This window comes from Shewanella dokdonensis, assembly GCF_018394335.1.
Lineage (GTDB): Bacteria > Pseudomonadota > Gammaproteobacteria > Enterobacterales > Shewanellaceae > Shewanella > Shewanella dokdonensis.
Genome location: NZ_CP074572.1, coordinates 966,980 through 979,152 on the forward strand (window position 1 = coordinate 966,980; position 12,173 = coordinate 979,152).

The 12,173-nt window shown below is 50.6% G+C and carries 10 protein-coding genes and 1 pseudogene; all 11 read left to right on the top strand.

The features are described 5' to 3' along the window. Nucleotides 1-152 precede the first annotated feature (152 nt). A complete protein-coding gene (locus tag KHX94_RS04595; protein WP_213682543.1) occupies nt 153-353 on the top strand; it encodes a DUF1656 domain-containing protein in 201 nt (66 codons plus the stop codon). 8 nt (nt 354-361) lie between these two features. Beyond that, the gene (locus KHX94_RS04600; protein ID WP_213682544.1) at nt 362-1,222 is read left to right on the top strand and encodes an efflux RND transporter periplasmic adaptor subunit; all 861 of its coding nucleotides are present in this window, start codon (nt 362-364) and stop codon (nt 1,220-1,222) included. A 3-nt stretch (nt 1,223-1,225) separates the two neighbouring features. Then, nucleotides 1,226-3,292, top strand: a complete 2,067-nt coding sequence (locus KHX94_RS04605; RefSeq protein ID WP_213682545.1) for an FUSC family protein — start codon at nt 1,226-1,228, stop codon at nt 3,290-3,292. 438 nt (nt 3,293-3,730) lie between these two features. Next, nucleotides 3,731-6,054: pseudogene (locus tag KHX94_RS04610) on the top strand (FdhF/YdeP family oxidoreductase). Between the two features lie 83 nt (nt 6,055-6,137). Then, the gene (locus tag KHX94_RS04615; protein ID WP_213682546.1) at nt 6,138-6,464 is read left to right on the top strand and encodes a YciI family protein; all 327 of its coding nucleotides are present in this window, start codon (nt 6,138-6,140) and stop codon (nt 6,462-6,464) included. Between the two features lie 185 nt (nt 6,465-6,649). Continuing rightward, nucleotides 6,650-8,617, top strand: coding sequence for a M1 family metallopeptidase (locus KHX94_RS04620; protein ID WP_213682547.1), 1,968 nt, complete (start codon nt 6,650-6,652; stop codon nt 8,615-8,617). A 123-nt stretch (nt 8,618-8,740) separates the two neighbouring features. After that, nucleotides 8,741-9,478, top strand: a complete 738-nt coding sequence (locus KHX94_RS04625; RefSeq protein WP_213682548.1) for a hypothetical protein — start codon at nt 8,741-8,743, stop codon at nt 9,476-9,478. 16 nt (nt 9,479-9,494) lie between these two features. Then, on the top strand, nt 9,495-9,821 hold the full coding sequence (locus KHX94_RS04630) for a hypothetical protein (RefSeq protein WP_213682549.1): 327 nt from the start codon (nt 9,495-9,497) through the stop codon (nt 9,819-9,821). Between the two features lie 88 nt (nt 9,822-9,909). Continuing rightward, nucleotides 9,910-11,340, top strand: coding sequence for an ATP-binding cassette domain-containing protein (locus tag KHX94_RS04635; RefSeq protein ID WP_213682550.1), 1,431 nt, complete (start codon nt 9,910-9,912; stop codon nt 11,338-11,340). 21 nt (nt 11,341-11,361) lie between these two features. Further along, nucleotides 11,362-11,598 (top strand): hypothetical protein, encoded by a 237-nt coding sequence (locus tag KHX94_RS04640; RefSeq protein WP_213682551.1) that lies wholly within the window; start codon nt 11,362-11,364, stop codon nt 11,596-11,598. A gap of 110 nt (nt 11,599-11,708) precedes the next feature. Beyond that, nucleotides 11,709-12,173: a DNA polymerase III subunit chi gene (locus tag KHX94_RS04645; protein WP_213682552.1), complete on the top strand. Its 465-nt coding sequence runs from the start codon at nt 11,709-11,711 to the stop codon at nt 12,171-12,173.

The following is a 12,173-nucleotide window of genomic DNA, read 5'->3' on the forward strand; positions in this document are numbered from 1 at the left end:
AAACAAGGTTCCCCCTATCAGCCGCCAGAAATTCTATGTTAGGCTTTGCCGCATCGCTCACGGCGATTGGCATACTCCGCTTGGGAGTATTTGCCGTTATCTCTTATGCTTACCATCATTGCCAACTTTGTTTACAGGTTTGAGCTACCGTCATGCTTGAAGAATTAGCGCTCGGGGGATTGCTGTTCAGTCCTTTGGTGGTGTTTGCACCACTGGCGTTTGTCATATCGTTCGTCACCCGCCAGATACTGCATATATCCGGGCTATATCAGAAAATCTGGAAAGTCGCCTGGTTTGAGGCGGCACTGTACATCTGTTATCTGGCCCTGGTTGTTTACTTGTTCGGGAGATGAAGTCTGTTATGGGAAAATTACTGCGTGTAGCTCTCACCCTCGCGGTACTAGTGGTCGCAATTATCGCCGGACGCTGGGTCTGGGATCACTATCTGTACTCACCCTGGACCCGGGATGGCCGCATCCGCGCCAATATTATTACTATCGCCCCGGACGTTTCCGGTTGGGTCAACAGTGTTGAAGTACAGGATAACCAACAAGTACATAAAGGTGATTTACTGTTTTTAGTTGATGCCACCCGTTACCAAGCGGCGTTGGCTGAACTACAGGCACAGCTAGAGAGCAAGCAATATGCTTGGGATCTGGCTAACCACAAATATGAACGCCGTAAACAGTTGACTGGACGGGAAGTTATCAGTGAAGAAGATCTAGAAACCGCACGGATCACCACGGAACAAGCCAAGGCGGCTTTCCAATTGGCACAAGCGGAACTCAATACCGCCCGCATTAATTTGCACCGAACAGTTATTCGCGCACCTGAAGATGGCACCATCATTAATCTTACGCTGCGGCCAGGGAACTATGTACATCAGGGCACAGCCGTCCTGTCGCTGGTACAAACAGGTTCGCTATATGTCACCGGCTATTTTGAAGAAACCAAGCTGCCACTTATTCATGTTGGACAGACGGCTAAAATCAGCCTGATGAGCGGTGGCAAGCCATTAAGCGGAACCGTCACCAGCATTGGCAAGGCCATTGCTGACACCAATGTCAGCAGTAACGGCCAACTGCTGCCGCAAATCCAGCAGACATTCAACTGGGTGCGGTTAGCACAGCGTATTCCGGTAGACATTCATTTGGACAACATTCCCGCAGACATCAATCTCAGTGCCGGGATGACAGTTTCCATTTTCCTGCAGGACAAGTAACTCATGACACTATCGCCGGTACAGGCGGTGTTTTTGACGCCTGATAAACGCACGCTGATTTTTGCGACCAAGGGCGTGATTGCCATGACGCTGGCGTTATTTGTGGCGATGTATCTGAATCTGGATCGCCCCTATTGGGCACTTATTTCTGCCGTATTTTTGCAGATCCGTCCAGAGAGCGGCCTGGTGATTGAAAAAGGGCTGATGCAGATAATTGGCACCTTAGTAGGCGGGGCGGTAGGGATCGCCATCTTGCAAGCTTTTGCCGGTTATCCAGAACTGGCAATTCTGGCATTAGCGTTATGGCTCGGACTCAATGCCGGTTTGTCGGCAATGGTCAGCTCCATCAACTTTATCTACGCCTTTGCCATGACCGGGATTACGCCTTGTCTGATCGTATTGCTGGTGATGGTAAGCCCAACAACTGCCACCTCAGATGCCATTTTCCAAGTTGCACAATCACGCGTCAGTGAAATCATTGTAGGGGCGCTGTGTGCGGTGCTGGTCAGCTTACTGCTCTGGCCGCAATCGGTTGCCAGCGGACTAAGACAACAATCCCGTAGCGTTATCAACCGGACACTGGATTATCTGGTTCAGGAGTTGGCAACAGATGGCTCTCATGAAAAACGGCATCAATATATTGATACGATTTTGGAACAACTGGCGGCACTGAATGATGATTCCAGCGCCGTAGTTTACGAAGGGCCAGAGGGGCCTGGACGTGGTAGAGCGGCCAATCTTTTATGTAACAAAGTCATGTCATTACTGGCGGTGATCCAGATCTTTGGCCGTTTGCAACGTAATCACCCTGAGCAACTCTCACACACCTTGCAGACGATGTTGCAGCAGCTGCGCCAGAGCTTTATGCAGATGTCGGCCTCCCGTGACTACCAGGAATGTTACCAGTTGGCGCAGCAGCAACGGCGTCAACTCATCCACTTGCGGAATAAACTGCCCTGCGGACAACCTCTGCAAAGCCGCCTGCTAAAGGTTGCCACCGAGCTGATTTCTGATCTGGTGATGGTGCTAAAAGCCTATGATGCCCTGGAAAATAGTGGCCATTCCTTGCTTAATGCTCCAGCACTGCGACCACATCGCGATCCATTGATTGGCCTGACTACCGGTTTTCGTACGGCAGTTTTGTTCCTTATCGGGGCGGGGATTTGGATAGGTACGGCATCGTCTGCGGCGCTGATGTTAATGATCCTGCCGGTGATCTTTTCCATGATGATGGCTCGCTTACCATTGACCTTACTGATGCTAGTGCTGCGACGACTCTTAGTGGGGGTTGCCATCTCGACACCATTAGCCATATTTTTTGCACTCAACCTGCTAGCGCAAAGTTCTGGTGATTTCGAGATTTTAATCCTGGTGCTTATCGGGCCATTTTTTGTCGGTTTGATGGCGTTGGCTAATCGGCCAACCCTGCCATATGGCCTGGGGCTGTGTATTCCCTTTGTGATCCTCGTGCGCCCGGCCAATGATATGAGTTATGCCTTCGCCGTGGATTACACGCTTAGTAATGCCCTAGCGATAGGGGTTGGAGTAACCATTCTGTACTGGCTGTTCAAACTGATTACCGGCCCAGGTATCCCAGTAATGCAGCGTCGCTTGCTGCAAGCAACGGCAGATGATCTGGTAGAAATATCAGAGCATCACGCCCCAGAAGACTGGTTTAATGCCCGCATGGGCGATCGCTTGCTGCGACTTGCCAACTATGACAAAGCCGCATCTGACAATGCCAGAGAAATGACCGATCTAGGGCTGACTGGCTTGAATCTCGGGCACGTTTCCACACGGCTACGGCGTTTACTACAAAGTGTCAGCGACCAACGGCTGGAACCACTGTTGGACAGATGGCAGCACGCTCTGGCACAGGCTTTTCTCGCCTGTAGCCGAGGCCAGCAGTGGCCGGCATTTACAGACCGCAGTGCCGAATTATTACAGGCAATACGTGAAGAACAACTATCGTTGGAACAGTTGGAAATGATTGAAGGGATGTTCACCCGCGTCTCGCTGACCTTTGAACGTACAGCAAATACCATGGCGCAAAAGCTCAGTAATCCTTAGCGTAAGTAGCGTCAACGCCTAGTGGTTCAACAATCTGTAGCCGTTTCCATAATGACTTTTGCACCTGCTATTATTCTTGGCAGTCGTTGGCTGTAACCCTAGAAGTTGGCACGCCGACCTCGGCTGCCGCGCCAGCAATTACGTAACATGGTGGCGTTGTCACGCAGACCATACTCGCCGTTTTTCTCGTATCTGCTCATCTATCCTAAAACGCCGCTAGTTAAGTGGCTAACGGCGCGCCAAGCCCCAATTGCGACATAAACATTTATGCAACATTTTGTTACTTATAGATTTTTATCGCATAAGCTGCTTGCCTGTCAGTTCCATCAGCGCTAAATTAGCCGCCATAACGTGATATACATCACAATTTAATTTACGCTTGCTCTCTCCGTATGGAAGCAGAACAACGACAGCTGTATCGCTGCAGACGAGGTAAAAATGAGTTACAAAGAGTATTCCGGTTCGGCCGGTGGTTGGGGCGCCCTCAAAGCGACCACTGAACATCTGCTGAAAAGTGAAAATGTTGCCAAAAACATGATGAACCTGCTACGGACCAATCAGGATCATGGTTTTGACTGCCCCGGTTGTGCTTGGGGTGAAAAAGGGGTTCCAGGACGTTTCCGTTTCTGTGAAAACGGTGCTAAGGCTGTCAATTGGGAAGCCACGTCTAAACGCGTGGGGCACGACTTTTTTGCCGAACATAGCGTCAGTTGGCTCAATAAACAAAGCGACTATTGGTTGGAATTTCAGGGGCGACTCAGTGAACCCGTCTGTTACAACGCGGAAACCGATCATTATCAAGCTATCAGTTGGGACGAAGCTTTTGCATTAATTGCTAAGCACCTGAACGCACTGGCGACACCGGATCAGGCGGAGTTTTATACTTCTGGCCGCGCCAGCAACGAAGCGGCGTTTACCTATCAGCTATTCGCCCGCCGTTTTGGTACTAATAATTTCCCCGACTGTTCTAACATGTGTCACGAAGCCACCAGTGTAGGCTTAGCCGAAGCTATCGGTGTGGGGAAAGGAACAACACGCATCGAAGATTTCGAAAAAGCCGATGCCATCTTCCTGTTCGGGCAAAATCCTGGCACCAACCATCCTCGGATGCTGGAAACCCTTGCCACTGCTTATAAGCGCGGCGCTCGTATCGTAGCCTTTAACAATTTGAAGGAACGAGGCCTGGAACGGTTCACCAATCCACAAGATCCGCTAGAAATGCTCAGTAATGGTTACACGCCGACCACCAGCGACTATTTCATTCCTAAGTTAGGGGTGATATGGCGGCGGTTCGCGGCATGGTCAAAGTGTTGCTAGCGCGTCACCGTGAAGCCGTTTCTCAGGGTAACTCCGTGTTTGATCTGGCGTTTATTGAGCAACATACTCAAGGGCTAAACGATTATCTGGCACAAGTTGATGCCACCTCTTGGCAACAGATAGAACAGCAATCAGGGCTGAGCCAACAGCAAATTACTCAAGCGGCGGATATCTACCAGGCGGCGGATAAAGTGATTGTCACCTGGGCCATGGGCATCACCCAGCATAAACACTCAGTCGCCACCATTCAGGAGCTGGTGAATCTACAACTGCTGTTTGGTCAAGTAGGTAAGGAAGGTGCCGGGCTATGTCCGGTGCGTGGTCATTCCAATGTGCAAGGGGATCGTACCGTTGGCATCAATGAAAAACCCTCTGCCGCCTTTTTGGATCGGATGCAGCAGGTGTTTAACTTTGAACCGTCAAGAAAAGCGGGGCACGGCGTAGTTGCCGCCTTGGAAGCACTGCGCCGTGGTGATAGCAAGGTCTTTATCGGACTCGGTGGCAATCTGGTCGCCGCCGCCCCCGATACCGCCATTGTTGCTGAGGCCATGCGTAATGCCGAGCTTACCGTCAACATTGCCACCAAGCTTAACCGTACCCATGTTAATCCCGGAAAAGTATCACTGATATTGCCTTGTCTGGGGCGCACCGATATCGATATTCAAGCATCGGGGCCACAGCAGATAACGGTAGAAGACTCGTTTTCTATGGTGCACGCCTCTGCCGGCAAAATTGATATGCGTGGTGAGAATATCCGCTCAGAAATTGCTATTGTTGCAGGCATGGCTAAGGCCACATTAGGCGCAGATAACCCGGTAAACTGGCAGGCACTCACCGACAACTACGACGGCATTCGTGATTTGATTGAACAGGTAATCCCAGGGTTTAACCAGTTCAATCAACGCTTAAATGCGCCCGGCGGTTTCTACTTAGGGAATTCAGCCAGAGAACTGCGCTGGAATACCGCATCCGGTAAAGCGCAGATGATAAGTTATCCACTACCGCAAGCCATAGTGCCGCTGCCACAAGACAAGGCGGCAACCGCGCACCAGTTTTTGCTGCAAACCATGCGCTCGCATGACCAGTACAACACCACTATCTACGGTTACGATGACCGTTATCGCAGCGTATTTGGTGAGCGTAACGTGGTGTTCTTCAATCCGGCAGATATGCAACAACTGGGCTTGAAAACCGGTGATTTAGTCGATATCACTAGTTTGTGGCATGACGATGTCGAACGGCAAATCACTGGCTTCAAGGCGATCCCGCATGAAATTGCCAAGGGCAATCTTGCCGCTTATTTCCCAGAAGCCAACGCGTTAATTCCGCTGGACAGCTATGGCGATCGCAGCGAAACCCCAACATCGAAGTCGATAGCCGTTGTGGTGCGCAAGAGTACGCAGCCGGCTTTGCTGGCAAGTACCCATTCAGCAGAACTCGCTTAATGCATCAGATACCAGGACTGGTTATTGCCAGCGCCTGGTATCAGCGTTAGCGTAAAGGAAATAATCATCGTTCTGGGAGTGGTATGCGTTGTTTTTTAGTGTTGTTATCAGATAAAAAAGCCAATGGACTAACACCAGAACTGCTGTTGGCGCATGTGCACCATCTACAACAACTCGCCGCTGCCGGACAGCTACGATTTTGTGGCCCATATGCGGATAACCAAGGCGCAATGCTGCTGTTGCTATGCACCGACAGGCAACAAGCAGAGCAGCTGTTACAGGCAGATCCGTTTATTCACGTGGGTTACTATAAACAGTATCAGTTACAGGAAGTGCTTGAAGCTAACGCCGCCAACCATTGGTTACTGCAAGATACGCAGACAAACAGCAACCTTACCGCAGGCATATAGCGCCATCTGGCAGCATCACCATGCAATACGTTTTGTAACAATTCCATCAACAAAGATTTGCTGCTGTCCGCCATGCAGTGCTCGTCTCCAGCCATTCCACTTGCTATGTTATGGGATCTGTTTCACTTCAGCCGGTTCATTTTACTACTGGAGCCGTCTGCCAAAATAACAATAAAGGAATCATCATGCTCAATTGGCTCAGGGCAACCGCTATCTGTATGGCGGGCTGTTCAGCGTTAGCTATCGCTGCACCAGAGGCCCAGAACGCAAACACCTTTGACCCGCAAACGCTGTTCGCCCCCTTATCGTTACCGACCCCCGCAACCGCAATTCGCAGTGGTGCCGGTAAACCGGGTGCCATGTTCTGGCAAAACCGGGTCGATTATAAATTACATGCGACTATCGACACCGCCCGCGATACGCTGCATGGCGAAGAAGTGATCACTTACACCAATAACAGCCCAGATAGTCTGCCAACCTTATGGGTTCAACTGGATCAGAATATCTATCGTAAAGACAGCCGCTCCACCATGGCATCTGAATGGCGTCGCAGCCAGTTCACCGATGGCTACCGTTTTGACAAAGTCACAGTGCGGATTGATGGTGAAAGTTATGATGCCAAGTTTCTCATCAACGATACCCGTATGCGGGTGGACCTGGCGCAACCGCTGGCGGCCAAAGGCGGTAAACTGCAACTGGAGATCAACTACAGCTATCAGGTTCCTGGTACCTGGGGTGGACGCACAGCCGTAACGCCAACCACCCAAGGCAAAATCTTTGAAATTGCCCAGTGGTTCCCTCGGATGGCGGTTTATGATGACCTACACGGCTGGAATAACAACCCTTACATCGGCTCGGAATTCTATCTGGAATATGGCACGATTGATTATACCGTCACCGTTCCCTGGAATTATTGGGTGGTGGGATCAGGTAAACTGATCAACCCCAAAGACGTGCTGACCAAAACCGAACAGCAGCGGCTGAAACAGGCACAACAGAGCGACAAGACGGTTTATATCCGTCAACCAGATGAAGTGGGTAAAGCTGACAGCCGTCCGGTTAACAGTGGCACTCTCGACTGGCATTTCCGCATGGAACGCACCCGTGATGTGGCCTTTGCCGCTTCGCCTGCTTTCGTGATCGATGCCGCCCGCATCAATCTACCTGACGGTAAAACGTCACTGGCAATGTCCGCATATCCTCCCGAAGCCGCTGGGCCAACCAAATGGGATCGCTCCACCGAGTATGTAAAAGGCACCATTGAGCATTTCTCTCAGTGGTATCCGTATCCGTGGCCAGTCGCCGTCAATCTCGGTGGTCATGGCGCGGGCATGGAATACCCAGGGATTGTGTTTGACGGTATGCGCGACCATGACGCCTTTCTGTTCTGGATTAGCGCCCATGAACTAGGCCACAGCTGGTTTCCAATGATAGTGGGCTCAGACGAGCGGCGGCATGCCTTTATGGATGAAGGGTTCAACACCTTTATCGACGTTTATGCCTCAGATGCTTTCAACAAGGGTGAATTTGCCCCCAAACGCGACAGTGAATACGCCCCCAAAGGTGGCAATCCGGTCGATGAAATTCTACCAGTGTTAGCTGACACAGAAGCACCTACGCTGATGGCACCAGCTGAAGCAACCGCCGAAAAATACCGTCATTCAGTCGCCTATTTTAAAGGTGCGCTGGGCTTAGTATTACTGCGCGAGCAGATCCTTGGGCCAGACCGTTTTGACCCGGCATTTAAAGAATATATTGCCACTTGGGCGTATAAACATCCGTCTCCGTCTGACTTTTTCCGTTTCATGGAAAGTGCTGCCGGAGAAGATCTCTCCTGGTGGTGGCGCGGTTGGTATCTCAATAACTGGCAACTGGATATGGGGATCACCGCCGTCAAAGCGGTAGACGATAAAAAAGGCAAAGGCACCGCCGTTACACTTATCAGCAAGCAACCATTGGTGATGCCCGCGACCTTGCGCCTGCAATACAGCGATGGCACGACTGAGGATTTCCGTGTTCCAGTAGAAAGCTGGATGCGTACAGGCACGCCAACGCTAGTGTTACCCGTCACTAAAGCGGTGAAAAGTGCCACGCTGGATCCCGAGCACAAATTACCCGATGCTGACCGTAGCAATAATAGTCTGACACTCTAAGTGTCTAGCGATGAAAGGTGCCTGTAGGCACCTTTTTAATTAAGGGAATACAGTTGTAAATCATCGTCATCCAGCGGCATCATATACTCAGCAAAACTACACTAGGACAGCAATATCACCGACATGGAACCCGATTACTCAAGTTACAGCACCGCCGAACTAGAAGAGGTGCTACGCCATATTGACCAAGCGCAATTTCCTGAAAGATACCAAGCCGTTGACCAGTTACTAACACAACGCCGTATGCCAACAACACAGGATTACTCGGGTGAAATAGTTATCGACACATCGCCATCTACTGCCGTTAATGAACCAGCCACATTGGGAGTATTTCCTTATGTAATAGGTGCGCTGGCATTTATCCCGCTGTTAGGGATTATCTTTGGCATCATCGCGCTAGTGTGGGGTTTACTGACGTCACGCCAAGGCGGCAAATTGCTGGCCAGCATTGGGGTCTTAGCGATGCTTAGCGCTAACAGCTACTTTTTCATAGTGATGCATAAAGTCGGACTGACATGGAACATTGGTACTAACTCGGTGCAAACTCAGGTATTGCAGAACAATCTCGACACGCTCTATTCACAAATAGAGCTGTACCATTTTCGCAATGGCGAATACCCACAATCACTGGCGCAGCTGCAACAGGCTTTTCCGCTCAGTGGGGTGCCGCTACAGGACACCTCTTTTAAGAACAGCCAAAGTGATTTCTTTTATCAACGACTGGATCAGGAACATTACCAATTACTGGCTCGGGGAACAGATGGTAAACCGCTGACCGACGACGATATATGGCCCAATACGAGCCACAGCATAAACGATGTGAACGGCCTGACGCACCGCCCTGAAGTTGCCAACGACTGACTATCACGGGCAAAAAGTGCTACTTAATTCGGGCGATACGCATGCAAAGCAGACGCCAGGCACCGCATGGGATGCCAATGCCACATTAATGGGACAAGTGCTTAAACAGCACTATCCAGCGCAAATTTACAGTATCAAATTACGCTACGCAGGCGGTACTGCCTGGGCTTGGGAAGATACCATTGGGGTACAAAAAGTGGGGGTGACTCGTGAACCTGCGCCCTTTACCAGCCAAATATCAGCTAATGCCGACGTTAATCTGCTGTGGAATATTGGCCCGGTCACTGCCTCCTATCCTTATCTAGCAACGGCAGCAGAGCAGCAAACCTCCGTCAACCACTGATAGCGTCAGCCATTTAACTACTGGCATTCACGAAGCGATTATTGCAGTATGGAACCCTGCTGTCGTCATCGCTTATATTTACAATCAAATGCTTATTCAGGATCTGAAATACCAAACCGCTTCCAGCAAACTGTTTATCGAAAAGTGGCACATCGCACCGGGCGAACACTGGGGCGTATTTGCCGGGCAAGGCCAAGCCGCCGAGTTGCTTGTGGGTTTGCTGAGTGGTGAGTTAACACCCCATAAAGGGACTATCGAAGGGTTGCCAGCCAAAGTGGCCTGTGTATCGCTGCAACAGCAACAAAAGCTGCTGGAGCAACAGATTGCCGACGATGAAAGCGAGATGCAAAGCGGCGACACTGTATCGCAGATCTTGCTGGATAATGGTTGTGATCTGCAGACACTGCCGGAGCTATTGGCAATCACCGACCTAACCCACCTGCAAGATCGTGGTTTTCGGCTGTTATCGACCGGTGAAACCCGCCGCTTAATGTTGGCCAAAGCCATTGCTGGGCAACCGCAATGGTTAATTCTGGACGAGCCTTATGCCGGGCTGGATGTGGTCCATCGCGCCGCCTTAAGCAAGCTACTGCAAACACTTGCCAAACATACGCAGCTGTTGTTGCTCACCAGCCGCGAAGATGAACTGCCCGCGTTTATCAGCCATATGGCACTGTTTGATGACCACCAACTGACACAAACCTTGAGCCGAGAAGCATGGCAACAGCATCCTTTACTGGCGCAGATGCAAGCGTTATCGGAAGCGAAAAGTGCGCGGATGCTGGCGTTGCTAAAGCAACAAGATGCAGCTAATTATCCCAACCTGCTGCTGCAGTTGACTGACGTAAAAGTGGCTTACACTGACACGCTGATTTTTGAACATATCAACTGGACCATTAACCGCGGTGAACACTGGCAATTACGCGGCCCCAATGGCGCGGGTAAAAGCACGCTGCTGGGGCTGATTTTGGGCGATCATCCGCAGTGTTACAGCAATAACATCACCATTCTTGGCGTTAAACGCGGCAGTGGCGAAAGCATCTGGGATATCAAAAAGCATATTGGCGTAGTGTCTTCGTCATTGCACTTGCAATATCGGGTAAATTGCAGCGCCCTAGAAGTGTTGCTCTCGGGTTATTTTGACTCCATCGGTCTGTATCAAAAACCCTCCGCGCTACAAATCAGTAATGCCCAAACCTGGCTAGAAATGCTGGAGATGAGTGAATTTGCCAAGACTGGCTTCCGTTCACTGGATTATGGCCAACAACGACTGTTGCTGATTGCCCGGGCACTGATCAAACAGCCGGCACTGTTAATTCTCGATGAACCCTATCAGGGGCTGGACTATCTCAACCGTAAGCTGGTATTTCATGCACTCAATCGCATTGCTGCCAGTAATATCAGTCAGTTACTGTACGTTACTCACCATCATGAAGATACTCTCGATGCGATTCATCATTTTGCGGATTTTGTGCCTGTCGGTGATGGCAGCCATCGACTGGTGATAAGTCACAACTAAAAGACGATGAGCTGATGTGGCGTGAATTTACGAAAGTCATCACCGTATTATATCGCATTGGCAATTGCTCTCATCTTAGCGCTCTGGCTCACCCTCAAACTAATGCCATGGGAGCTGCACTGGCTCAAGCTGATGATTCCTTCCTTTGCGATCGCCACGCCCCATTGGCTGATAGCATTGCTCATCACCGTCCAGCTCTTCGGCTATTTCATCGGGCTAATTGTTCTCGGCATAAAATTGCTCACAAAAATCCGTTGATTGGCGCGATAATGGAATTAGCGTTAGCCGCGCACGTCACTTTAACCCACCCGCCCCTTTGGTGTAGAATCCCCCATTCCCGAATGGATCTCCAAAGGCATTGCTGATACATGAGCCAAGCACTGTTTTATCTGCTGCCCGCAAATCCGGCCGCCAATGTCAGCGAACAGGTGTCGCTACTGGCCTGCCGTTTGGCACAGCAGTATTTTCAGCAGGGGCAATGGCTGTATCTACACTGTGAAGATCAGCAGCAGGCGTACCAAGTAGATGAGTTGCTGTGGCAATTTGAACCCAGCGCCTTTGTGCCCCATAACCTCAAAGGTGAAGGGCCAAAAAACGGTGCGCCGGTAGAGATAGGATTTGACAGGCTTGGCCCCAATGTGCGGCGGCCAGTGCTGCTCAATCTGGCATATGAAGTCCCAGCATTTGCGGGCAACTTCAGCCAGATTATTGATTTTGTTGCAGATGATGCAGCGCAAAAACAACAAGCACGGGAGCGTTACCGTCAGTATCGCGCTCAGGGCATAGCGCTCAATACTCAAGATTTAGCAACACAACCCATTAATTTTGTTTGA

Excerpts from the sequence above, each read along its gene's own strand:
- KHX94_RS04635 (WP_213682550.1), top strand. The coding sequence starts at position 9,910 with ATGCTTATTCAGGATCTGAAATACCAAACCGCTTCCAGCAAACTGTTT.
- KHX94_RS04645 (WP_213682552.1), top strand. The coding sequence starts at position 11,709 with ATGAGCCAAGCACTGTTTTATCTGCTGCCCGCAAATCCGGCCGCCAAT.
- KHX94_RS04615 (WP_213682546.1), top strand. The coding sequence starts at position 6,138 with ATGCGTTGTTTTTTAGTGTTGTTATCAGATAAAAAAGCCAATGGACTA.
- KHX94_RS04625 (WP_213682548.1), top strand. The coding sequence starts at position 8,741 with ATGGAACCCGATTACTCAAGTTACAGCACCGCCGAACTAGAAGAGGTG.
- KHX94_RS04600 (WP_213682544.1), top strand. The coding sequence starts at position 362 with ATGGGAAAATTACTGCGTGTAGCTCTCACCCTCGCGGTACTAGTGGTC.
- KHX94_RS04595 (WP_213682543.1), top strand. The coding sequence starts at position 153 with ATGCTTGAAGAATTAGCGCTCGGGGGATTGCTGTTCAGTCCTTTGGTG.
- KHX94_RS04605 (WP_213682545.1), top strand. The coding sequence starts at position 1,226 with ATGACACTATCGCCGGTACAGGCGGTGTTTTTGACGCCTGATAAACGC.
- KHX94_RS04620 (WP_213682547.1), top strand. The coding sequence starts at position 6,650 with ATGCTCAATTGGCTCAGGGCAACCGCTATCTGTATGGCGGGCTGTTCA.